This window comes from Flavobacterium caseinilyticum, from assembly GCF_004349085.1.
GTDB classification, from domain to species: domain Bacteria; phylum Bacteroidota; class Bacteroidia; order Flavobacteriales; family Flavobacteriaceae; genus Flavobacterium; species Flavobacterium caseinilyticum.
In genome coordinates, this window is sequence record NZ_SMFM01000001.1 from 591,136 (window position 1) to 616,978 (window position 25,843).

At 34.4% G+C, this 25,843-nt stretch carries 16 protein-coding genes; 7 read left to right on the forward strand and 9 right to left on the reverse strand.

Features of this window, described 5'->3' with window-relative positions; genetic code table 11:
- Positions 1–2 precede the first annotated feature (2 nt).
- From E0F89_RS02670 to E0F89_RS02700, 7 genes are read right to left on the reverse strand one after another with little or no spacing between them, the layout of a single operon-like run.
- A complete protein-coding gene (locus E0F89_RS02670; protein WP_131908309.1) occupies positions 3–1,028 on the reverse strand; it encodes a nucleotidyl transferase AbiEii/AbiGii toxin family protein in 1,026 nt (341 codons plus the stop codon).
- A complete protein-coding gene (locus E0F89_RS02675; RefSeq protein ID WP_131908310.1) occupies positions 1,021–1,632 on the reverse strand; it encodes a DUF6088 family protein in 612 nt (203 codons plus the stop codon). Before E0F89_RS02675 ends, E0F89_RS02670 begins: the two co-directional genes overlap by 8 nt.
- A gap of 34 nt (positions 1,633–1,666) precedes the next feature.
- On the reverse strand, positions 1,667–3,748 hold the full coding sequence (locus E0F89_RS02680; protein ID WP_131908311.1) for a DUF262 domain-containing protein: 2,082 nt from the start codon (positions 3,746–3,748) through the stop codon (positions 1,667–1,669).
- A complete protein-coding gene (pglX, locus tag E0F89_RS02685; RefSeq protein WP_131908312.1) occupies positions 3,748–7,437 on the reverse strand; it encodes a BREX-1 system adenine-specific DNA-methyltransferase PglX in 3,690 nt (1,229 codons plus the stop codon). Before pglX ends, E0F89_RS02680 begins: the two co-directional genes overlap by 1 nt.
- Before the next feature lie 13 nt (positions 7,438–7,450).
- Positions 7,451–11,062 (reverse strand): BREX system P-loop protein BrxC, encoded by a 3,612-nt coding sequence (gene brxC / locus E0F89_RS02690; protein ID WP_131908313.1) that lies wholly within the window; start codon positions 11,060–11,062, stop codon positions 7,451–7,453.
- Between the two features lie 10 nt (positions 11,063–11,072).
- Positions 11,073–11,630, reverse strand: a complete 558-nt coding sequence (locus E0F89_RS02695; protein ID WP_131908314.1) for a hypothetical protein — start codon at positions 11,628–11,630, stop codon at positions 11,073–11,075.
- On the reverse strand, positions 11,608–12,384 hold the full coding sequence (locus E0F89_RS02700) for a BrxA family protein (RefSeq protein WP_165929965.1): 777 nt from the start codon (positions 12,382–12,384) through the stop codon (positions 11,608–11,610). Before E0F89_RS02700 ends, E0F89_RS02695 begins: the two co-directional genes overlap by 23 nt.
- Positions 12,385–14,101: 1,717 nt before the next feature.
- Here E0F89_RS02700 and E0F89_RS02705 point away from each other — a divergent pair.
- Positions 14,102–15,295: a hypothetical protein gene (locus tag E0F89_RS02705; protein WP_131908316.1), complete on the forward strand. Its 1,194-nt coding sequence runs from the start codon at positions 14,102–14,104 to the stop codon at positions 15,293–15,295.
- 801 nt (positions 15,296–16,096) lie between these two features.
- Here the strand turns inward: E0F89_RS02705 and E0F89_RS02710 are convergent.
- Positions 16,097–17,488 carry a phage integrase SAM-like domain-containing protein gene (locus E0F89_RS02710; RefSeq protein WP_131908317.1) on the reverse strand — a complete coding sequence of 464 codons (1,392 nt, stop codon included), beginning with the start codon at positions 17,486–17,488 and terminating at the stop codon, positions 16,097–16,099.
- Between the two features lie 378 nt (positions 17,489–17,866).
- Here E0F89_RS02710 and E0F89_RS02715 point away from each other — a divergent pair, with 378 nt between their 5' ends.
- From E0F89_RS02715 to E0F89_RS02730, 4 genes are all read left to right on the forward strand, one after another.
- Positions 17,867–18,700, forward strand: a complete 834-nt coding sequence (locus E0F89_RS02715) for a helix-turn-helix domain-containing protein (protein WP_165929966.1) — start codon at positions 17,867–17,869, stop codon at positions 18,698–18,700.
- Positions 18,701–18,790: 90 nt separating this feature from the next.
- Positions 18,791–20,101: a TolC family protein gene (locus E0F89_RS02720; RefSeq protein ID WP_131908319.1), complete on the forward strand. Its 1,311-nt coding sequence runs from the start codon at positions 18,791–18,793 to the stop codon at positions 20,099–20,101.
- A gap of 17 nt (positions 20,102–20,118) precedes the next feature.
- Positions 20,119–21,273 (forward strand): HlyD family secretion protein, encoded by a 1,155-nt coding sequence (locus E0F89_RS02725; RefSeq protein ID WP_207915769.1) that lies wholly within the window; start codon positions 20,119–20,121, stop codon positions 21,271–21,273.
- Positions 21,273–22,856 (forward strand): efflux MFS transporter permease, encoded by a 1,584-nt coding sequence (locus tag E0F89_RS02730; protein WP_131908320.1) that lies wholly within the window; start codon positions 21,273–21,275, stop codon positions 22,854–22,856. The genes E0F89_RS02725 and E0F89_RS02730 overlap by 1 nt, the downstream gene beginning before the upstream one ends.
- 225 nt (positions 22,857–23,081) lie before the next feature.
- On the opposite strand, the gene E0F89_RS02735 is transcribed toward E0F89_RS02730, so the two are convergent.
- Complete coding sequence (locus tag E0F89_RS02735; RefSeq protein ID WP_131908321.1) at positions 23,082–23,906, reverse strand: universal stress protein; 825 nt, start codon at positions 23,904–23,906, stop codon at positions 23,082–23,084.
- A gap of 176 nt (positions 23,907–24,082) precedes the next feature.
- Between E0F89_RS02735 and rimP the strand changes: the two genes are divergently transcribed.
- Entirely contained in the window at positions 24,083–24,547 is a 465-nt protein-coding gene (gene rimP / locus E0F89_RS02740; RefSeq protein ID WP_131908657.1) for a ribosome assembly cofactor RimP, read from the forward strand.
- Positions 24,548–24,560: 13 nt separating this feature from the next.
- Positions 24,561–25,814 (forward strand): transcription termination factor NusA, encoded by a 1,254-nt coding sequence (gene nusA, locus E0F89_RS02745; RefSeq protein ID WP_131908322.1) that lies wholly within the window; start codon positions 24,561–24,563, stop codon positions 25,812–25,814.
- Positions 25,815–25,843 lie beyond the last annotated feature (29 nt).

Sequence of the window (25,843 nt, forward strand, 5' to 3'; positions counted from 1 at the left end):
ATTTAAAGCGGGAACTCAGTTTCAAACGTCCAATCTAATGCGTTGATTTTATTTTTTAAGTTGGTTAACTCACCAATCATTTCTTCAAATGAAGGTGCATTTTCTTCATAAATCATTTGTTCCAACATCGTTTTATAATCTGCTTTCCAGGCTTCCATTACTTCGGGAATTGGAATAGGATTGATAGTTTGTGGTTGATGGCCATTATAGTCAACACCTCCAACACGAGTAAATTTGTAGCGGTGATTTACTATGGTTCCATACAGGGCAGCATCATTTAATGCTGTTATTGCAAAATCAGTTTTGGCTAATTGAAACACATCGTACAAATGACGGCTTAATCGATCTACTCTGATTTTCTCTGGCGGTTTGTGGAATTCTTCGTGTAATAAGAATATTTTTTCAAGAAAAGTACGCTCTGGATTTACTGTAGGGACGGTTATAGGGGCTTGCACAAAATCGCTGTCGGGATATCCTTCATCTATTAGTGATGCAAATGTTTGTGCCGAGAAAGGTTCTTTTAAGGAACGACAACCAATTTCCACTAGAATTCTTGGTTGAATATAGCCAGGTGTCTCTATTACATTGGGATAGTAGATCTCTATGATCCTTGGGTCTTGGTCGCTGTCTTTGGTTTCGACCAATTCGAATGTTATTCCAAACAAGCCTTTCTCTTGGAACTTTGCTTGTATTTCAATGAAAAAGGTTTCTTCGATATAGGTGCTAGCTGCTTTTCTTAATGCTGTTCGCTGCTTTTTTGACAACTCTCCCTCAAACTTTAAAAACTTTCTGTCAATGGCTAGATCTATATCTTCTGAAAAGCGGTCAATAAGTTTCCAGGCTTTGCTTAAAGAAGTTCCTCCTTTGAAAACTAAATGTTTTGCAACTTCCATTTCAAAGATGATAGCTAAGGTTTGTACTACCCACCAATCTTTTTCGACAGCAAAAGCAGCCATTCCTGTTCTCTCCGATATTTGAATGTAGGCATTTCTTTTTGTGCTGTCAGGAATTGCAAACCATTTATCCATTTTTATTTGTGTTTAGTGCTTGACGCATTATTATTCTAATCCATTCTGGTGCCAACTTGATGTCGTGTTCCAGGCGGTATGGTTCTTCTTTACCTAATTGCTTTAATATTATTTGTATTTCGTTTTCGGTGCAATTGTCTTTTCCTATTTCTTTTAATGCTTGAATGACTAGGCTGCTTATTTTACCAATAGCTGATAGGTTTTTTGGTGCTGATTTTTTGAATAAAATTTTTCTTTTACCCAAATCAATTTTTCTTGCTGCACCATCGGTTAGATACACTACATTCATTGGTACTTGTGTTGACAAGCCCAAGGCGTTAAGTGCCAATATACCTGTTGGTGCAATACGTGCTTTGTCTCGCTTACTAATCGCTTCTGCAATGGCTTCAGTACTTGGTTTTAGCAGACCCAAAATGGGGTCTTTTTCCAGTCGCGCATAAATGCCACGTGCCACACGGAAAACTTCTTCTTTTTCTACCATTCTTTCCAGTGCTTTTGCTACGGCTTTAGCTGAGCCAAAGGATAGGAAATCTTCGGTAAAAAAAAGCGAACCCCTCTTGGCTTTATTTATTTTAGCAATTACCTTGTCATCAATACTCTGCATGGTACTTTGTTTTTTATTTTGTCGCAAATATAGGCTATTTTTGCGACAAAATTAGAATGTTTTTTGATGCTTCATCTTCTTTTTTAAGCATAAAATCTAATCCTAACACTTTGTACTTTGTTTCGTCAGTCAAACTGTTATAATCCTCACCAATGTATTTACATAAAAAACTCAACATATCTAAACCTCTACCTAATACTTTCTCTGGTGTCCAATCTTCTTCATTAGACACTATCATTGCGCTCATAGAGTCGTATTTATAACCTCGTTTCGGGTAACTTTCTCCTTTGTTACTTTGATCTACTTTAAATAAAAACTTATCATTTTGTAATGATGAATTATCACTTGAAGATATAGCTAATAAGTTCCCTAAGCTATTTGCTAGTTTTTTTCTTTGTGAAGGGGAATATTTAGTAAAACTACTCCAGTTGCTTTGAATTTTATTATAGCTTTCCTCTACTTCTGATTCTTCTTTTTCTTTATGGCTCGCATAGGTTGCTAAACTTACGGTTGCACTTTGAGGATATATATGTTCTATGCTGTCATTTTTAACGAAATCGCTCCAAATAATACTACTACTTTGAGTAGATGTTTTGTTTTCCTTCCTTAAATATTTGTCATATTGATACAATAAATAAAATCTACCGGACCACTTATAGAAACCTGTTTTGTTCCCTAATTCAAAAAGCTCATAACTTTGGTTTACAAATAAATTAAAACGGTAGTACCAAGATGTATATAATTCTAATTCTGTTTTCGTTACATTGTTATCTCTTTTATTCCTGTATACTTCATGAGCAAGACTGTAAATTTTACTATCTCCCGTATTTCCTCTTTTGTCTGAAAGATCAAATAGTTTGAAGCTATACTTCTCGAGTGTTTTTATTGAATCTACGAATACATTTCTATCGCTTCTACTTAAAATTGCTAAAAGTAATGGCTTGAACGAGGCTTTTAAACCTACTTGATGAATGCCTTGGATGGCGTTTCTAACAATCTTTTCTTCCTCACTGAAATACTTAATGTTGTGAAGTTTATTCCACCAAATCGAACAAAGTTGAAGCGACTTTATATACTTTTCAATTTCTTCTCTAGTTAAACTTTGATTGTAAACACGCTCTAATGTAAAATATTCATCAAACAAAAAATTAGCATAAACATTAGCTTCATCACGACTATATTTATTGAAGTACACAATCCAATGGTTTTTAATAAAATCTTCATCACTTAGTGGATGTGTTTTATTTTGACCTAATGATTTGTAAATGGTTATCCATGCTTTATTTACAGCTATTTCTAACTGCTCTTTTTTAGCTTGGTTTAGTAATACTTCTTCTTTTGACATTTCTTCAGAAGAATGATACTTATCATTTAAGTACAATAATCTATTCTTGAGTTTTTCTAGTTGAGACAAAGGTTTTCCTCTGTTATTCATTGTTTCAAACACGACATACTCATCCAGTTCTTCTGGCAAAACATATTCGTTTAGCTTTAACTGACTAGTCACTTTATTAAAAAGCTTTGGAATGGTATTATTAGGATCTTGTAAAAACAAGGTTACCATCGCTTTGAAGAAGTTTTTTGCTTTTAAAAGATTTTCAGTGTATGTACTCTCTTGGCTATCGTCTTCCACTTCATCCAGACATAAGATATGTTTTCTGAAAAACTTATCACTTGGATTATCTTTCTCATATCCAAAAACATAAGCATTAACCCCTTTGTTTAGATACAAGTATTGCATCTCTACATCACCTTCTCTAATCCCTAATACAATATTCTGCTCTTTTGCCTTTTCAATAAGAACACTTAACAATATTAAAATGGAAGTTATACGCTGCTGGCCATCTACAATAGCATATTGTTTAAAGTTAGGTAACCAACTATACTCGCAAGGTTTAGTTTCTACTAAGGTCAATAAACCTGTGTAGTGCCATTTCCCTTGTGGAATATTAATTAAATCGTCCCATAAGTCTTTTAACTGTCCTTTTACATTTTTTAAAGGTTCTTTAGAATTTATATCTACCGTTTTGTTATTAGTCCATGCAAAACCACGTTGGTAAGCAGGAATTCTAAGAATTCTATTCGTGAAAATCTCATGTATTGATTTTAAATCCATTACCAATCTGCGTTTAAATATTTTTTTAATTGTCCTGCGTTGAGTACCTCATATGACAACATTCCTTTCTTCTGTAGTGGTGCAATGTTTTTACCTACACCATTATCAAGAATAGGGGCGTATCCCTCTTGCAATAACTCATCTATTTTAGTTTTGAAGCTTTCAATCTCTTTTAGCTGTTTGTATATTTTATCAGCTTCGTTTTGTTCTGAAGCTGTTAAAACTGCTTTATTTCTTAAATCTGTCTGGCGGTTGATTAACGCACGTTCTCGGTTTTCGATGTAGACCGAACGGATGCGTAGCAATTTATCGCGATCCCATTTATAAATAATTATATAGCAATCAAAACCTTGTTCCGGACCAGAGGTTAGGTGCCAAATAAAAGGTGTTTTGGGCAAGTACATAAACAAGTTTAAATGGTCTGACAATGCCTTGAAGAAATGATCGTTGAGGTATTCCTTGATATTACGACCCAACACACCATCAAAAGCAGAATATTGTGCCATTGAGAATCCTTTCTCAATAAATTTTTCTTCAATACGGTCTAATAGTACTTTTTCACCCGCATTAGGCACTAACGGAATAATACCGTCTTCGTCTTCCATCAGGATTTCACGAATCATATCTGCCAAAAACTCCATTGCCAAAGTGTTCATTCTTTGTTTTGGAATGACATTGCTTTCTTTGAACCAATGCCAAACATTGATAGGATTTACTTGATGGCGAATACAAAACTCTTCCAGGTCATTATTACTTTGATATAAGCTTGGAAACTCTTGCTCTATGGTTTCCCGTTGCTGATCAGTAAATTCTATTTCGGGTAAATTTTCTATAAATTCTTTGATATTGTCTAAAGGGAATTCTGTTATTTCTTCTTGTAAATACCCTTGTTTGGCTGCTGCCGTAATAGGCATTATTCCAATACTTTTTCCTTCTTTTTCCAATACCATTTGTTGATCTGATGCAGATAAACTATAGACTTTGAAGATTTCTTGATTTATTTTAGCTTCATTTATTATTAGCTGACTGGTTAAACTATTTTCTAGATTTAAAAAATTTCTAATGTTATTGAGATCAGCACCAATTAAATTATTAGCACCATATTCAAATAATGAAAAATTAGTTAAGTATTTTTTTATTTCAATATTTGTATTGCTTAAATTATCAATATTTTTTTCATACACTTTTTCAGGAACAATAAAAGGTAATCTTCTTAGATCACCTACCTGTGTATTAACTGTTGGATTAAGACAATTTATAATGTAACTACTTAATTTAGAGTTTAGTAATGCTAAAAGATATTGGTTGTTTTTATATTTTTTAGTCAAAAAAATACTTGCTCCGCCAACATCGAAAACACATCCTTTCGGCAAATACCTGAATGAAGCTCCTTTAGAACCAGATGCAGAATAAGTCACACCTTCTTTAAAATAAAACTTTTTGTTCCTAACTGGGGCTCCATTATAATCTAAAGGAATATTATTATACTCGTGAATATCAGTTCCATCATCTCCCCAGTTTACAGTACACCATAAGTTTCCAAACCATTTGTTAAAAGGTCCGCCTTTAGAGTAATAATACCACTTTTGGTCATTTGATATACTGTTTTCACTGCCATTATCAACTTCCCACCAAAACCTTAAAAACATATTATTGTTACAAGTAGCAAGTCCTGAACAAACTGCGACATAATCATCTAAAACACCCACTTCGAATTTCTCTCTAAACTCATCACTTATCCAATAAATAAAAGGATAGGATTTGATGACTTTGAGTTTAGACTGCTCTAATTGATAAACACGTTCATTATCGCTTCCATGAATATAATCGTCTAAAGCGTCAACGAATTTTTGCTTTTTTGCTTTTTCTTGCAGATTTGTAGTTATGTTGAAATACAAGTTTTTATCTTTTGATTTTTCTTTGCTCAATACATAAAAAGTAGCATCTAAGAGAATCCCTGGTCCAAAAAGATTTACTCTATCCAATCCAAAATCAACCATGACATCGATATGAGAATTATCAATCATAAACCTTCTTACGTCTTCAAATGTTTTAATAAACATAAAAGTATGAGGATGAATCATTGCCACTTTACCTTTTTCATTGGTTAATTCAAAACAGCGTTTTATAAATGTTGCATATAAATTGGTGTGAAAAGCATAAGGTTTTTTATAATTGCATTCGATGTATTTACGAAGTTCAGGTCCAAAATTAGCACTATCCGTATAAGGCGGATTAGCCGTTGCCACATCATATTTTTGGGTAATGAGTTTCAAGAATGTTATGGCATCTTTGGTTTTATCCGTCAGGAAGGAAGAGCCTTGCCCTTGGGCAAAACGGTTTATTGCCGTTTCCAGGTTAGTGAAAAATTCTTTTTTGAAACGGTCGTATTCTACAATGTCCTGTTCTCCAAAAAGGGTGATTCCTTTTTGGTTTACCAGTCCGTGTAATTTTATAGATAATTTTTCTTCAATCTTCACCAAACTACCAAATTTGTAAGCTTGTTGCAGGTCGGTCCAGATTTCTTCAACGATGCTTAATTGTTTGGCATCAGTAACTCCCGCTTTGAAAATAGGATATACAAAATCAAAATCAGGCAAATAGAAATCAGAGGAAACCACATTAAAATGTAATGCTCCAATATTTCGATTTTTTTGTTTGGCTTTGATCCAAAGTCCCAGTTGCGCTAACTGTGCTGCTCGGTCGTCAAGGTCAATTCCGTGCAAGTTATTCTCGATGATTAGTTTCGGGATATCGTCATCCTCATAATCAGCACCATAATTATCTATTTGGTCTTTGTATAAAGCATAGAAAAACGTAAAAGCATACAATAGAAAATTTCCGGACCCTGCGGCTGGATCAATTAGTTTCAGTTCGTGTAATGGTTTCACTTCACGTACTCTTATTTTGGGTGCATTAGCAATTTTGTATAAATCCTTAATCTCAGAATCGGGGTGCATTTCCAGATATAGTTTGCCTAGTGAATTGTGTACTAAGAATTCTACCACCCAGCGTGGTGTGTACACCTGAGATTGAAGGCTTACCTTATCGTATTCTGTTTTAGCACCTGAGTCTTTGTGAGTTTGTTTCTTAACATTGTTGTAGCTTTCATACAACCAGCCCAAAATATCGTCGCTTTGCCATATGTTATCCTCTATTTGAGCATCTTGTTCTACACCATTGAATGCGTCGACAATTTCATTCAGCTCAATTACATACGGTAATAAGGCGTAGGGATAGTTTTTATGAAATAAAGGGATGGCATCGCCCAGTTTGTTAAATTCGTATTTAAAATAGTCACGTAAGCCTTCGAGATCATCATTGCGTTTCTCAGGATTATTTTCTAGCCAAATTTTATGTCCAAAAGAACGGCCACCGTGTGTAGCTTGCTTAGTCACTATTGGTGAAAACAATTGATGGGCTTCCATTACTTTAACGGCTGCCAAACGGTTGAAGAGGGTAAAGGTTAGTTCATCCAATGCTTTTTCTCGGGCTTCTTCGTAAGTACCTGTTTCGCCTTCGTGGCTGGCTATCAAGGTTTCAATTTTACTTCTCTTGGTATGTAGGTCGGCAGGAATTTTGTCAAGTTCCATCAACTTATTTTGGCCAATACCCAAACGAGAAAACTGGTTGTTGAATGACTTATATATGCGTTCGCGAATGATATCAACGTGATCTGATAATTTCATTTATTGGGTTGGATTAGTTTTGTGTAACTGTAACTTCAATCATTTCTTCATTGTCAATACCTGCTAATGCTTGTAATTGAGCCGCCAGTATAGCACGATATTCTTTTGTCGTCATTACACTTTTATCGATTGTAAACTGAACTTTTTTGGGTTGCTTAGGTTTTCCTGGTTCTGCTTGTTTCGGTACTTCTTTGATGAAATTACTTATTGCGATTTGCAATTCGGTTTCTCTGGTGGGTACGAGATCAATATAATTCAGTATATCCGAAAGGGAAAACTTGGTGTTTTGACAATGGATTTTATATACTAAATTGATGTCGTCCGAAACTTTATTGCTGCAATTGTCTAACAAGCTTTTCAATTTGTTTTGATTGTCACGATTAAGTTCCACGGGGAAATTAGTAGCTAAGTCGGATTGTGCATTTTCGATTGCTCCTTTTAAATTTATATATGCGGTAGCCATTATCTTAGCATTAGCGCTCATTAGATTATAATACTCGTCTTTTATTGCTTGCGCACTATTCTGAATGTCTCCAAATTTTTCAATAACATCTTGGTGGATTGCAGCTTCAAAATCTTCAGTTTGCGACGCTATTATAATATTGTTTATATGTGCTTTTTTCAGTTCATCTTCTACAGATTTTGTAAAGCTTGAAAAACCTTTTATTTTATCTAAGTTCTTCTTAACAAAGTTTTCTGTTTTGATAATCGTTTTTATAGCCACTGCATAATTGGCAGCTTCTTTAAGGAAATCTTCTGCTTTTTCAATGTAATTGGCTTCGGTTGTTTTTGAAATAAATGCTTGTAACGCTTGCTTCTGCTCGAGGCATTTTTTAAATGATTTATTGAAATCGTGTACCGTATTTTCCATCGTTTTAACGGTGATGACAAATTGCTCAGCCAGAACGGAAACACCATCAGCCACATCAAAATCACTTGATGTATCTGTAATTTTTCTATTAGTATGTTTTTCAAACTCTAGTCCAATCAACTGATTGATGATATCACTTTTTTGTTGTGTAGAAAGTGTTTTGGAAATGGATTTATAGCTTGCCGATTTGAATTTACTTCCTGAAACAAAGACCTCTTGGGCTGGTTTATCAGTATATGAAAAATAGTCCGTATCGTTAGTTCTAATAACTAATTTTCCTGCTCTAAACAATACAGCCAAGGTTGTGGAAAGCGTTCCGTACGAGTAGCCCCACGGGTCTAAAGCAAAGGCTTCTTCAAGGCTTTTACCGTCAATGTATCTGGTGTTTATTTTAGTTCTTAATTGTTCAACAATTTTAAGATGATCACCAACAAAATTACCGTTTGTATCAAAAAATTTAAATTCGTCGCCAGAGAAATAACGGTGTAATTTGTCGGCAGTGGCTTCTTTTACTACTTTTTCACCAATCGATTCTTGAAGTTGTGCAGCCAGTCTTTGGGTGTAAATGTTTTTAATGAGCTTCTTTTGAACCTCATTAATGGTGCTTTTGAAATTGTCTTTATTTAATAGATTTTCATCAAACATATAGATCAAAGCACCTTCTTCATAAGCATCACTGATGAGGTTGATTAAATCTTTTTCTTTTTCATCCTTAATGATTGAGAATTCACGGATTATTGGTTTGATTTTTTCATCATCTGTTCCGCTGTATTTTTCTTCCATGAAACCATACCTTTTTACTTCTTCCAGTAACTTGTCGATGGCATTAAATGAAGTATTGTCCGGAACAAGCGTTATGGCATCTTTGGTGTACTGGGTGTCTAATTTTAGTGCTTCTATAAAGTCTTCTCTTTCACCATTTATATTGAAAAGGCTGTAAGCAGTAAGCTTTAGTTTTTTATTATTAGAGCTAATGATTTCATCCTCTAAATCAGTTAAAACATTAAAGTTGTAGGCTACTGAACTGTCATTAATTGTTGCCACTGGACGAAACAAATTACTCTTTTTAAGATAGTTAACTAGTTCTCTTTTTTTGATAAAAAGTTCCACATCAAAATCTTTCATTTCCTCTAACAACTTCCCTTCCAGATTTGAAGTTATCTTATAATTGTTGTTGGATACCAAAAGGATTTTTGCTTCAACTAATAAGTTTAATGCTACTTCAATAAATGGCTTTACATCATAATACTTTTCAATTTCTTGATTATAACATTTAGTGATGTTTTCAATTGTTGGTGAAGCAATTAACTCTGCTTCATTGATGAAATGGATTGTTTTTAATAGCTTTTCGCCGTTAATAGCCACATTCTCATTATCGAGTATTCGAGTAGCATTTTTGTATTTATTATCTAAATCAGCGGGTGGTGCTGTTTGTGCTTGTGTGCATAAATCATGGGCCGTCGTGAATTTGTACAATTCAAGATCGGCCAATCCTTTTTTCAACACATCAAAAGTAGTAATAATCATTCCTCGCGCACCGACTTGCGTTGTTACCAAAGCATTGGAACTAAACAGGAATTTTTGAAGTAAATCAAATTGATACTTGTGAAAAGGATAATAGGTTGCAAACTGATCAGCCGTTCCTGTTTTAGTTGGAAAAGATGATTTTAAGTTGGTGGCATCACTGATTAAACCTTCGTTTTTCTTGTAATAGCTAACTAAGTCTGCATAAGCATCGTCCTTTTTAAGAAGTAATCGATTCTTCATGATAACATCCACCTCGGTAGATTCGAGGTGCATTTTTGTTTTGAAACGATCAGTTACTTTTGTAAGCTGACTCCTGTTTATATTGGCATTTACAATGACATTGTCTAATTTTTCCTGTGCAATAGCAATTGTCCAAACCTTTTTACTGATACTCGAAAGGCTTTCGCTTAAAGCTTGCAGGTCTACTATTTTGAATTTCCCTTGGCTGATAGCTTCACTGGTTTCGTCAAAAATGAAAACTATATTTTGATCGGGGTTCTTCTTTATGTATTTTTCTAATTCATTTTTAAATTGATCAGAATCAAAAGCTAAAATACTATCTCGGTACACATTTTTAGTATCTTCATATTCCGCTTCAGAATAGTCCATCGCCATATATATGCGGCGCATTGCTTTTGCAATTTCTTTGTTACTTTTCTTTAATTCATTCCAGTCTTTCCCAAATAATTCATTTGCTTTTTCATGTATCAAGTCTAACTTTCCTTCTATCAAGAAATCATATTCCATGTATCCATATACATCGTCACGTAAGCCTAGTTTTTTAAGGAAATTTGAAAATAAAGTAAAGGCTAGACCATTCTCCGTATTTTGCTTTGCGATGTCCAGAAATACAACGGTACTCTTTATCGAATCTAGGCTTAGAATATCATTCTTTATGAAATTCTCGTTTTTTACCCCAGCTAGTCTTGGCATAAATCGGTCTCTTGCGGATGTTCCGTTTATATTTGGATTAGCAATAAGGTAGCCAAGCATTTTACCAAAATAGGATTTTCCCGATCCATAAAAACCAGAAAGCCATACACCAGTTTCCTTAATATTACTAGTGTATTGTTTTATAAAAGTGGAAAGATGTTCCCCTAATCCATCTGTAACGATGTAGGATTCCAATTCTGATTGTATTTCATTTTCTGATTGATCTTCAAGGTCAATAACGTTTTTAATATCTTCATTAAGGTCTAATTTCAGAATATCTTTAATTGTAATCATAGTTTACTGCTTATATTATTGTACATCTATAATTAGATGATTGTTTTGCGTTTAAAAAATGGTGGTGTTCGCCTTCTATTTCACCAGGGTAAAATATGAGTAAGGGAATATTCAATTCGTCGATTTCACTATTCTGAGTGATATTAATGTTTTCGATTCCCGTTCCGTAAAAAACGCCAGTTCTAAGTAAAACTGGAATCAATCCTTTTTTTGCAGTTTCTTTTATTGCGTTCATCACCATGTCAAATAAGTCTGTATCTGAGCCAGCAGCATCCATAAATATTTTATAGGAATTGGGTTTTAAATCATTATACACTTCAACAAATGAATCTATTTCATATTCCTCTACAAACTCAACAAACAAGTTGCTTATGTCTATTATTTCGAACTTTTCCATATCTAAAGTAGCCATTGCTTTGTCTAAGTACAAGCTTTCTTCTTTTGGTGGATATGTGAAGAGAATTGAATAGCCGCCATTGGCTATCAAACTTAACTGAGTTCTATTCTTTTTGTCTAGGACAGCTTTTAAATTGTCAAATTTTGCTCTATGCTCGTCTAAATATGCCATCTATAATATTGTTGTTATTGAAAACTGGTTCCACTTGCAGCGATACCCCGTTGAAGTTTAATTTGATCCATTCTTTTTTACCAATTTGTTTTAATCGTGCTAAGATGTTTTCTTTAGAAATGAAAGTGAAACTGAGGAAATCATCTTCTAGGAAATTTGCTTTTTTATTATCCAACAAGCTTATTATGTGGACAAATACAGCTAGCAGTTCATCAGAAACCCTTACTAAAGTGAACTTCTTTTTTTTGGTTCCTTCCACTAATTTTAGTTTTTTTAATACCGTGAGGTACTTGGAAGCAATGGTTTCAATAGTGATTTCTGACCACTTTCCTTTAAGGTCTTCATTCGTACTGATTAAATCTTTTATGTATGCTACGACAGCTTCTTTTGGCAATTCGGCGCGGCCTTGCAGGTAGTACTTAAGAAAAATGTCTCTATTTAGCTCAAAAAACAGTTTGTTATTAATGCTAAACAACCAAAATAACAGTAGTGCTTGGGCATTTTCGTCATTTTTAAAACTCAACATTAAACTAGAGGCTAGTTCATCAATAGCTTCACTCTTACTAACAAAGGCGGAATTTAATAGTGATAGAAATCTTTTGCGTGATTTCTCTGTTCTAAAATCAAACTCATTGTTAGTAACTAATATATTTTCTAATTCTGCAGGGTTGTTTATAAGCAAAGGCAACGACCTGTATATCAGGTGATAATCAGGGATGCTTCCAATGATGTTTATATCCGTATTGTATTGCATTAATATTCGTTTAAAAGTACCTTGTGCACTTGAATGTAAATGTATGAAAAAGTAACCCAAATTACATTGTGGGAAACCGCAAAAGGATGAATTGTTATTATTAAATATAAGAAAAGGAATAATAATATTATGATGAAGTGCCTTTTTTGGCATGTCCTCAATATGTATAAAAGAGTTGCTTTTAGGTCGTTTGTGTTTTAATAAATGTAAAGGGTAGCATAGACTACCTTTTATTTTGCATTGCGATCAATTCACTGACTTTATACCGTGTCCGATTACTGAAAGGTCTATATACTTTTATCTTTCCATCTTTTTCATATTTCCCCATTGTTGTAGTGCTTTTTATACCAAGTATCAACATTGCATCTTTTCGATTAACAAATTCGCCGTATTCCATCGTGTTAGTTATTAATGTACTCAACTTCTTTGCTGGTACATTACTTCTATCTATTTAGAAAGGAAAAGTTTATTGTTTTTTAAAATTAATTTCATAAATATTGCTTTAGCCCCGGATTTTAATAAAGCTGATTCATATGTGAATCGCACCATTAAGTATTAATATATATACTATGAGAAGAATTCATTTATTTGATGAGTATTACATTGCAAATTAGTATAGTCAGGCCGTAATGCATACATATGGAACTGATAGTGATTTCGAGAGGAAGTTTAGGTACAAACTTCTAATATTAAAGCGTAAAATAAGACGGGTCGATCGGAATTTCAGGTTTGAGCGAACCACCGAGGTGATTAAAGTTGATTATTCTTTGTTTGGGAAAAATATTGAGGAACTTCTCTGCAAGGATTTTGATTTATTAAGTCGAGAAGAATTTAATTTCGTGAGTCGCCACTGTTCTGGGGGGATGTTTAATCTGTACAAGGTGAACGAAATGGAATTAAGAAAGTACAAAAACCATTATCTTTTATTGTTCGACTCAGACTATATTACACAAAAAAGAATAGCAGTGATAAATAACCTAATGGACAGTTAGTGATACTCTACTTAGATCTTCCGTTTTTTACCTCATATCGGTAATGTCTGGTTGATTTGGACTGTTCACTGTTAGACACTTTGGTGGGTCGAAGGATGTAGTATGAACAAAAGGTTACGTTATTTATCGATGGATTTGCTACCTGCCCCTACGTGGGTCTTCGGGGGCGAGTAATTATGAGGGCGAAGTCCGAAATGCTTTTCATTATTATTTATATATAAATACTTGGTTATTAAAGCTTTAATTCTATAAAATTTCTAAAAGGCGAATTCTAGATAATATTATAATAATTAGATTTATATATTATTATAATACTTAATGTCCCCTATTTGAATCTGTAAATATAGGTAGTCAAAGAAGTGTTAACCCTTACTTTCATTGAGCTAAAGGTATTATTACCACCACTTTAAACATTTTTAGTTTTACCAAAAAATGACATTGCCGTTAACCAGCCAACCAATGGCTGGTATTTTGTTTACAAACCAGGTAACCCCGCCACCAAAAGGCGAGGGTTTTTTCTTTTAGCAACATTCGCTTACACCAACCGCACTTGTGAAAAGCCACATTTAAATAGAAATATATAGGATGTGGGAAATTATAATGAACTGGAACTAAACTTCTTGTTCTAATATGACTATAACTACTAGAGAGCTTTCCAATCGTTTAGCGACGGCTGACTGCTTGACCTCTATGAATTCATAAGCGCAAAAAAAAAGGAATAACAAATGAAATTCTTAGTAACCAATAAACTATTATTAGTAATATCAACAGTTATCAAACAAACAAAAATAAAAAAAGACTTCACTTTTCATTATTTGTACATAGTAAACAAAATAAGACATGCTCAGATTTTAAATACTGATAACACATCAGAGACGTACATCCGGCTATGCTATGATTTTCTCGAAACAACCATATCTAAAGAGCAAACCCCCATCATAATTAGGACATTGATTGAACAAAATATAATTGAATGTGATGGCGTGGCAATAATTGGAAGTAAAGCATACGGATATAGAATAACACGGGAATTCATGGCTCAAAAGTGGAAATATATAGCAGTAACGGATACAGAATTGGTAGGCAAAATCATGAGAATAACAGAAATGAAATTAAATTTGGCATTCGAAAGTTCAGATGGATATAGAACAGCAGCATATTGGTCAAATAAAATAACAATCAATAAAAGAAATGCACTGTCTTTTGTCAATAATCCAAAGAACAATTTGTCAGAACACCAAATACAACAAGCTAAATCATCGATCTTAGCATTAACGAAGTCTGTATTTTTCCTGACCTACGGTAAAACAGCCAGACTATACACAAATCTGAATTGTATAAAAAGAGGATTAAGACAATTTATAACAGTAGACGGCCAAGAACTTCATGGTGTTGACATCACTTCATCGCAACCCTTATTCCTTGGGATACTACTAAAAAATAATAGTAATATAGAGGCAGTCGAGTATGAAAAATATATGAATGTGGTTTGTAATGGTACATTGTACGAATATTTAGCTAAAGCAGCTGGTCTAGATATCGATTTAAAAAACCATACGGTAAGAAGTCAATTTAAAAAAATGATATTCGCCGGGTGTTTATATAACAAACCGCAGTTAAAACTATCAGAATGGGAATTGATATTCCAATCATCATTTCCTACTATTTTAGCAGAGTGTAGAAGAATTAAAGAAAAGGACCATAAGGTATTGGCACAACAACTACAACGATTAGAAGCATCATTTATATTCGAATGTGTGCGCATCGGTGCAGAAGAACTTGGTGATAATACCCCTATTACAACGATCCACGATGAAATCGTATCAACCAAAGAAAGCATCCACATTATCGAAAAAATTGTCAGATCAGAATTTAGCAAAATAGGAATAGAACCAAAAATAGAATCAAGTAAACTTTAGAAATGAAAAAAGCGAATGAAATAACGGTAGGTGAAATTGATGATTGAATCTTGTCGAAAGAAGAATTTCGACCGATTCGAAAATGGATGAGGTGACTGATTGCATTTAGGATTAAAAGTTTTTGTCAATAGATCTAATGAATGGTATGAAAAAGAGGTCGCGAGCTCGCCAAAACATCTTGAATGCAAGCAATAACATCAATAATTAAATCACTATAAATGTATCATAATTATTTTTACATAGTTATCAACCACAAGTTTAGGCAATAAACTCATTGTAGACGTGTCGATTATTAATAAAAAAACAAACTTGGCTATTGTTTTAATTCTACCACACATTCTAAGAATATAACTAATGTCCCTTTATGGTGATGTCATCAGAAATTTGAAGCATATAAATTTATGTATACAACCAATTATGTTATTTAAAAAATTAGATTACATATATCATTTTGTACAGTTATATCATCATTCGTTTTAAAAAAAAGAAAGTATGGAATTGTCTATCCTAAATAATTTCATCACGTTAACATAAAATGTAAAGTCCTGAAAAAATATGCATGATAGTTATAAAATGAGCATTTTATATGAGCTAACTATTTCAGGGTTATTAGGGTGTGTATATCCAGTTAGTGGGACAGTATTAATCGACTGATTATGCAACTTTTTATTGAAGTTGGCAGATCCCATGAAGTTAAAGTAATTTATAAAATATTATAGAGACTATATGTAGAATAATCAAATCGTGAGTTTCAGAGTTCAAAATTTTATTCAGTTATAGCTCTTTTGAATTATAATTTGTTTAATATTTATACAGATCACAATTCTTGCTATTTAAAATTTTAATCAAATTTACAGCCTTACCTACCAGTTTTCTTTTGTCGTAGGTCTGGACAATTGATTTGTTTTTGTTTTTTGGATGAGTTATTGGTTCAATTTCATCGTCAATAATGCCTAGGTCCTTTAGATTGGTAATAAATGTGCTACGGCAATCATGAGGACTGAAAACATCGCATAGTCTTTCCTTGCTAACAACAGCATTGTCAACTCTGTAATAATATTTTTTGATATCAACTAGATTTTCAAATTTCAAATGCTTAAGGAACTTAGTAATATCTTTTCTGATGTTTACCTGGGCAGGAAACTTAGGAAAAGTATTGTTGTTTTGTTTTAGAAAAATTTTAATTGGATTGAGAATAGGAATTACAGCTGTTAACTCATCCTTGTTTTCTTTGTTCTTTCTAATCTTAGTTGTGAAGCAAAAGTAATTTACTGAATTATATTTAAGGTTTTCTGGTTGTAGCTCATGCAAACAAACCATATCGCCGATTCGTAATCCCGTAAAACATGATAGTAAGATGTAGTTTCGTGCATGGGTGAATTCTTTTGAAGAACTTACATCGGTATTAATGATGGTGATAAGTTGTTCGATAGTCAAAACTATATCATTTTTTATTTCTCTCTCTTTTATTTCGTAATTTTCATGAAGGTGGTTAAAGCCAATTTTAATATTATTTTTATAAGCGGAATTGAGAACGGCTCTGAAATGTGTGTTTTCTTTGACTATAGTATTATGAGCATAATATTCGCCATTTTTAATTTTATATAAATCATTTATTACTTTGAAAAAATCTAAAAATATTTCGTCATTTAATTTACCGAAGGTCAAAAGTGTTTTTTTATTTGATTCGTAATTTTTAATATGTTGTGATAGATTGGTATATTGTTTTCCGGTAGCTTTTGACCATCTTTGGTTGGATGTTATTTCAATTGTAGTTCTTCTTGTGACTTCGTCGGAAATGTATTTGGTGATACTAATGTCTTTACTTGTGTCTTTGCTTTTTCCTAGTTTTTCAAGAATTATAGTTTTTAATTCATTTTGTGATGGTTTTCTGTTGTGCTCATTTTCAAAAAGCTGAAGCTGTTCTGTGCTTGTAGTTTTTATTTTGTCCAACGCAATGTTTAATGCAGATCCTTTTTTTCGAACATAGGTTGGATTACCACAGTAATTTTTATTGTCCCAGTCCTCTTTTCTAATTGTAAATCCAGTTGACAATTTTAAGGGTAAGTATTTGTATTTTTCTGTTTTTACATCGTATTCTCGAATTCCATAAGAAATATTCAGTAAAATTAAATGGTTTTCACTTTTGTTTGGTTTCGATTCCAGAAAAAAAGAAAATTTAGGTTCAGTCATAGGTTAGAAAAATAGCGTAGTAAATCACGTAGTAAAAGTATGGTTTAATATGATATTTAATGGTATAATATGAAATATATTTTTTATTGTAATTCATAACTAACCTATAATTTGAAAGGGATTGAAAGGTTTTGGCGTTTATTGGTGTGTTAAGGTTTGAGTCCTTGTAGACCAACAAGTATTTATGAAAAACCCCGTAAACATTACGTTTACGGGGTTTTCTTTTTTTAAGGTAGCAATTTTCTAATATGAAGTGATATTAATGATAGCTGTCTGTAAAGTCATTAAAGAGAAAGAACTATTAAAATTGCAAACTCTTTTTATCAATCCAATGAGTATGTGGCTGGTTCTTTAGTTAACTTTGCTCAAAATGTTACTTTGGAAAAACCTATCCAGATTTTTGATGCTCACAATATTTTTGATTTTATCGAAATCAAGCACCCGTATCATCCAAAGAATCCCGCATTTTTAATTCTGAAGAAAGGGAAAGTAATTTTTACCGAAAACTTGAACAGAATAGAACTCGCCGAGAATTATGTTGCCCTGATCGATTCGCGGAAGGTGTACGAAATTCTGGAAATTAGTAACGATTTGGAAATATTTCTGGTTGCTTTTGACAGAGAATATACAGAAAAGCTTCCACTCAAGATCAACCGTCTTAATGCCTTTATTTACTTCCGGAATGAACTGATCCGCCATTTTCAGTTAACAAACTCGCAGTTCGAAAAAATCTGGAAAAATGTAGATCTTCTAAAAAACATTTTAGAAAGTGAAGATTTTACTACGCATCATGACGAAATTATCCGACATCTATTTTCCTCTGTAGTCTATCAGTTCGGAGAAACCGTTTCTAAAAATTCAGATTTTTCTAAACAGAAAATTTCCAGAAAACAGGAATTAGTTCTTCATTTTCTTAAAAACGTAGGCGAACATTTTCTGGAAGAAAAGCAGGTTGACTTTTATGCCAAACAGCAATTTATTACTTCCAGACATCTTTCTGCTGTGTTGAAGGAAGTAACAGGGAATACAGCAGGGCAGGTTATTGCTGCTTTTATAATGAAGGAAGCCAAAGCGCAGCTATCTTCGTCTGAGAAATCGCTATATGAGATTTCTATGGATTTAAAGTTCAGCGACCAATACTCCTTTGGTCATTTTTTCAAGAAGAATTCCGGTGAAAGCCCAAACGCTTATCGCAAGCGTTTCAAAAGCTAAATCTTACTTTCGAACATTTCATTCATTGTTTCCGTCATTTCTTGAGGCTCAGGATGCTTCTACCTTTGCTTTCTCAAAACAACGGAAAATATGAAACTGAAAAACAGAATGACTCTTTTAGTGCTGGGGCTGTTTTTTTTCACAGCCAACGCCCAAACTTCGGAACGTAAAATAGCACTGGAGGAAGTAGTGCAACTGGCTTTGGAAAATCACTTACAACTGAAATTGTCGAACCAAAACATACAGATTGCAAAGCAGCAGATCAAGATTGTGGAATTGCAGAAACTGCCCACAATAAATGCTTCAGCCAATGCATTCTATCTTGGTGATGCCTTAATTTTGGATAAGAACTTTTCTAAACTGGCGACTTTGAACATGCCTCATTTTGGAAATACCTATGGCGTTCAGGCGTCTGAACTGATCTTTAAAGGAGGTGTCGTAAATAAATCTATAGAAATAGCGGAACTGAGAGAACAGTTGGCGGAACTGGATCTTGAGAAGGATCAACAAAACATAAAGTTTCTGGTCATTTCGAATTATCTGGACATTTACAAAATCATCAACCAAAAAAATGTGTTTCTGAACAACCAAAAACTAGCTACAGAACGGCTGGAGAACGTGAGGAAATTTTACAAACAAGGGATGGTGACCAGAAACGAAATCATCCGGGGAGAACTTTTGCTCAAGAATCTTCAGCAGGGAATCTTGGTTCTGGATAACAACCGTGCTAGCATAAACTATCAATTGACTACCGCTATCGGAATTTCACCGGATATCCTTGTCAAACCGACCGATTCTTTCAATGGTAGCGCAGAAACACAAAATCTACAGTATTATCTGGAATTGGCACATCAAAATCATCCCGTTTTGAAATCTGCTCAAACCGGAATCAAGATGGCCGGTAAAAATATTGAGATAATTGGCACGGAAAGAATGCCCACCGTTGCAGCATTTGCTGGGTACAATATGGCAAGACCGATCACAGCCAACCTGCCAGTTCAGGATTTATACACCAATACTTGGCAAACCGGACTTTCGATAAGCTACAGCATCGACAATCTTTATAAAACCAAAGAGAAAGTACAGTTAGGTAAATTTCAGCTCAATCAGGCCAAGGCCGTACTGGATTTGCAGCTACAGCAACTAGATGTACAGACTAATGCTGCATACCTGAAATGGCAGGAAGCGTTGAAACAAGCGGTACTTTATAAAGAAAGTGAAGCGCTTGCCGACGAAAACTATAAAATCGTCGAAGCCAAATATCTGAACCAACTCGCATTGTTAGCTGATATGACCGATGCGACGAACGCCAAGCTGGAAGCGGAGCTTCTTTATGCGAGCAGCGAGATTAACGTGCGCTACCAATATTACAATTTAATGAAAACAACAGGAACTCTATAAAAATAAAATATACCGATATGTCAGATCAAACTCGAGATGCAATGAATACAAATCAGGCTGTAACTGAAGTAAAACTTTCAGATCAAAAGGCAGAAGTAACAGAACCTGCAGTTCTCAAAAAACATAAGAAACACCCCAGCAACACAAAAACAACAGTAATCAACTTGGTCATTTTTGCGATCGCGGTTGTGGGATTTTATTGGCTTGTCACCAATTATTTTCATTTAAACGACGAAAATTTCACCAACTCTGCCCAAGTAGATGAATTTATTAATCCCGTAAACACCAGAGTTCCGGGCTACATCAAAGAGATTAAATACAGAGAACATGAGGCTGTAAAAAAAGGCGACACACTGGTTGTTCTCGATGAGCGTGAACTTCTAACCCAGTTGGCACAAGCAGAAGCGGCTTATCAAAATGCGTTGGCCTCCAGAAATGTTACGTCTTCGGCGGTCAATACGGTTTCGAATAACGTTAATGTAGCCAATGCCAACATTGCGGGTGCAAAAGCAAGACTATGGAATGCGGAGCAGAATAAAAACCGATACAAAAACCTTTTGGCTTCTGAAGCTGTGACCAGACAGCAATACGATCAGGTACAAACGGAGTACGATGCGACCAAAGCAGCCTATGAAACCCTGATCAGCCAAAAAAATACGGCGAGCCTCGCCACCGGTGAAACCAGAAGTCGACTTGGTGTAAACGATGCCGAAATTAAAAGGACTGCAGCCATGCTCGAAATGGCTAAAATTAATGTTTCTTATACAGTGATTACCGCTCCCTATGACGGAATCATGGGTAGAAGGGTTGTTAACGAAGGGCAACTTTTGCAAGCTGGTCAGCAATTGGGCACCATTGTGCTAAACGGTCAAAAGTGGATTACTGCTAACTTTTTGGAAAGCCAAATGTCTCGCGTGAAAGTTGGTGAAAAGTTAAATGTGACCGTAGACGCTTTGGGCGGACAAAAATTCGTAGGCGAGGTGACTGCCATCTCTGCCGCAACGGGATCAAAATATTCGAATGTTCCAGTTGATAATTCCACAGGAAACTTTGTCAAAGTACAACAGAGAATTCCTGTACGGATTGAATTCACTCCAGAAAATAAAGAGGAAGATTTGAAACAGCTCCGTGCCGGAATGAATGTAAATGTAACTTTAAATAAACCGGAATAATGGCTGAATACAATCAAGGACTATACAAGAGCTGGGTACCCAAGTCGGTGCAGCTTTTACTCATTGTGGTATTTACCTTTTTGATTTTGGCAATCAATCCTGTAAATGCGGGAAACATTGGTATGATGGTAGGCGATTTAGGAACCATGCCAGATTACCTTATAATGGCTAATTTCGCCTCTTTTATTGGAATGGCAACTTCAATGCCGCTGATTTTAAGGACAAAGTTGAGATTCCGCTCCAAAGAGATTATGGTACTTTCGCTTGCTGTAATAGCGTTTCTTTCTTTTGTTATTGGTACCACTAATTTTCCTGAACTCATAATTGCCAGCTCATTTTTGATGGGATTTTTCAAAATGTTGATGATGATGGAAGTCATCCTGCCGATGATGTTTATTTTAAGTCCTGACGGAAAAAGAGGAAAATTTTATGCGGTTTTTTATCCTTTTTCTATTGTTAGCGGAAATATTGCGGGATATTATCTGGCAAGACTGGCCTACCAAACGACATGGCAATATCCGCAATTACTTACTGCTGGGCTCTGTTTGTTGATGATCATGATTACAATACTGTTCCAGCACAATCAGAGGTTTGCGCGCAAAATGCCGTTTTCTCAGATTGACTGGCTGAGCATCGTTTTTTTTGCCGCTACTTTCCTTTTTATGTCTTATTTTCTGTCTTTTGGTAAGACGCTGAACTGGTTTGACGCAAGCAATATCCGTATTTCCTTTTGGGGAACTTTGGTGAGTTTTATTCTGCTTGCTTTGCGGCAGTTGCAGTTGAAGAGGAGTTACGTTTCCTTCAGTATTTTTAAAAAAAATAATGTACAGAGCGGTTTACTGATGTTGCTTTTTATGGGGGTTTTTCTGGGGTCAAGTTCCTTGCAGAATACCTTTACGGTCGGAATTTTGGGATACGATATGGTGACCAATGCATCGCTGAACCTGATGATGATTCCGGGTGTGATTCTGGCAGGAGTGGTTGCCTATTTCTGGTTTAAAAATGAATGGCCCTTAAAGATGTTCATCTTCTCTGGTTTTGCGGCGTTTTTTCTAAATTCCGTGATGATGTATTTCATTATGGTTCCTGAAATCAATTACGAGAGTTGGCTGCTGCCCATGTTTCTGAAAGGTTATGGATTAAGTGCAATATATATTGCGGTTTGGTTTTATATCCTCGACAAACTTGAAATGGTACAAATGCTTCAGGCGATAGGACTTATTCTGGTGTTCCGGAGTTTTGTGGTCACTGCCGTGTTTTCGTCCTTTTTTTCTTGGTTGCAGTATCAGTTCCAGTGGGAAAGTGTAAATAATTTCGCAATATATCTGGACGGAAATTTAATGTCAACCCAAGCTGCATTATCCGGCTACAAAAGCTTACAGCTCAACGCCATTTTAGCCGCCAACAAAAAAATATATGGTCTTATTTGTATCGCATCCATCGGGATGATGATTTATGTGCTACAGCATCACTTCGGGAAAGTAAGGTTTTCAACTTTGAGATGGAAAGAAGTCAGGTTTACCGCTGCGACAAGAAAGAGAAAAGCCAGCGAAGCAAAAATACTACGTGAAAGAGTGGAATAAATAGAAGATGCTGCAGGAGCACCATTTTAATAGTGAAGCAAAATTAACTTCAAGTATTGCTGAATCTATTCTGATAATTGTTTTTCTTTTATTTCACTTCTCCTTGAGCTTTCCAGAAGGATTGTATTGATTAATCCTTCAAATATTTTTTTTGAATACAGTAAAGCCTCTCGTTTTTTGAGAGGCTTTACTGTGGAAATATATTAAATTTTATCTCTTGAAAGATTAAATCTTAAAAGTGATAATTGGTTTTGTGGTGTGGTTTACCAAGTCCTCGCTGATGCTACCGTTAAAAAAATGAGATAATCCAGTCCTGCCATGAGTGCTCATTCCGATTAAATCAGCATCAATTGTTTTTGAAAAATTAGTGATTCCGTTTTCAATATTGGCATCATTAAAGATGTGTAAAGAGTAATTTTTTATATCATATTTTTCAACAAATTCTTTCATTGTTTTTTCGGCATTTATGGTAGTTTTAAAGCTGTTAGGAGTACAGATCATAACTAAAAATAAATTTGCATCAAAAATTTCAGCAAATTCAACCATTTTTTTGAACGGTTTTTTTATTTCTTTTGAAAAATCAGAAGCAAAAACAAAGTTCTTGAATTTTAATTCACCCACATCTTTTTTTATCACTAAAACCGGTACATCGGAGAGTCGAACCACTTTTTCGGTATTAGAACCTATGAGTATTTCTTCAATGCCGGAAGTTCCGTGAGATCCCATAACGATTAAGTCGATTTTGTTTTTTTTATTAAATGATAAAACTCCATTAAAGGCTTTTTCAAATTGCACCGATGCACTAACAGAAATTCCATCCAGATACGGTTGATTTTGGATTTTCTGGAGTGTTTCATTCGCTTTTTTAATGAATAACATCACTTCCGGGATACTCCCTCCGCCTGTTACTGCATCGCTCATTTGGCTGGGCAGTTCTAATAGATGTAGTAAAAATATCTCACCGTTATTTTTTTTTGCTATGATGGCCGCGGCTTTTAAAGCGTGTTCAGCATGTTCGGAGAAATCGGTTGGAACTAAAATTCTTTTCATTATTAGAATGTGTTAAATTATGGTAAAATTGGTTATTAATAGATACCTTTAAAGGTAAGAAATTATTTTACAGCAATCGATTATTTTAATTTATAAAAAAAAACACTATATTTGCACCGTTATTTATTAAAATCTAGATAATGAGGGGACTAAATGTCCCCTCTTTTTATAAAAATATGACATTTAAAGAAAAAGTAAATACTTTGTTGGCAGAATGCCTTTTAGAAAAGCCTTCAATTTTTTTGATAGACCTTGTAGTCACTGATGCTTTCAAGGTTATTGTAACTTTAGACGGAGATAATGGAGTAGCGCTTCAGGACTGCATCGATGTGAGTCGTTTTATAGATAATGAACTGGATCGCGAGGAACAGGATTACTCATTAGAAGTCGCTTCGGTTGGTGTTGGGTCACCATTAAAATTAAAAAGACAATACAAGAAAAATATAGGGCGCACATTGATTGTGAAGACCGGGACAGAAATAATTGAAGCAGAATTAGTGGATGCTAATGATGATTTTGTAATTTTGTCGTGGAAAGCAAGAGAGCCTAAAAAGTTAGGAAAAGGAAAAGAGACCGTTCAAAAAGAACTGCAACTGCCTTACGAAGATATAAAAGAAGCAATCGTTACAGTAACATTTTAATTAAAGAATTCGCATGGAAAATTTAGCATTGATCGATTCATTCTCAGAGTTTAAAGATGATAAACTTATTGATCGTGTAACGCTTATGGCAATTTTAGAAGATGTATTTAGAAATGCATTGAAGAAAAAATACGGTTCAGATGATAATTTCGATATTATTATAAATCCTGATAAGGGAGATATGGAAATTTGGAGAAGAAGAGTAATCGTTGCTGACGAGGATTTAGATTTTGAAAACGAAGAGATTACTTTAACAGAAGCAAGAAAAATTGAAGCCGATTTTGAAATTGGCGAAGAAGTTTCTGAAGAAGTGAAATTAATTGATTTAGGAAGAAGAGCTATTTTAGCTTTACGCCAAAATTTAATTTCTAAAATTCATGAACACGATAATACGAATCTATACAAGCAATTTAAAGATTTAATTGGAGATATTTACACCGCTGAAGTACATCACGTACGTCCAAGAGTTGTAATTTTAGTTGATGATGAAGGGAATGAAATTATTTTGCCAAAAGAAAAACAAATACCTTCTGATTTTTTCCGAAAAGGAGATAATGTCAGAGGAATAATTGAAAGCGTTGAATTAAAAGGAAATAAACCTCAAATTATTATGTCTAGAACTTCAGAAAAGTTTTTAGAAAAATTATTTGAACAAGAGATCCCGGAGGTATTTGACGGACTAATTATGGTTAAAAAAGTGGTAAGAATTCCAGGTGAAAAAGCAAAAGTAGCCGTAGATTCTTATGACGACAGGATTGATCCGGTAGGCGCCTGTGTAGGTATGAAAGGTTCTCGTATTCACGGAATTGTTCGTGAATTAGGAAATGAAAATATAGATGTTATCAATTACACAAGTAACATCCAATTATTTATCACAAGAGCATTGAGTCCTGCTAAAGTTTCATCGATTAAAATCAATGAGGATACAAAAAGAGCAGAAGTTTTCTTGAAGCTTGAAGAAGTTTCGAAAGCAATTGGTCGTGGAGGACACAACATAAAATTAGCGGGATTATTGACTGGTTATGAGCTAGACGTTATTCGTGAAGGTGATGTTGCTGGCGCTACAGCTGATGAAGATGATGTTGAACTAACTGAGTTTTCAGATGAAATTGAAAGCTGGGTTATTGAAGAATTTGCGAAAATTGGCTTGGATACCGCAAAAAGTATCTTAAAACAAGAAGTTGCAGATTTAGTAAGAAGAACAGACCTGGAAGAGGAAACGATTCTGGATGTAATGAGAATATTGAAAGAGGAATTTGACAGTTAGTCACTATTTCTTCAACGATAAACATGCCA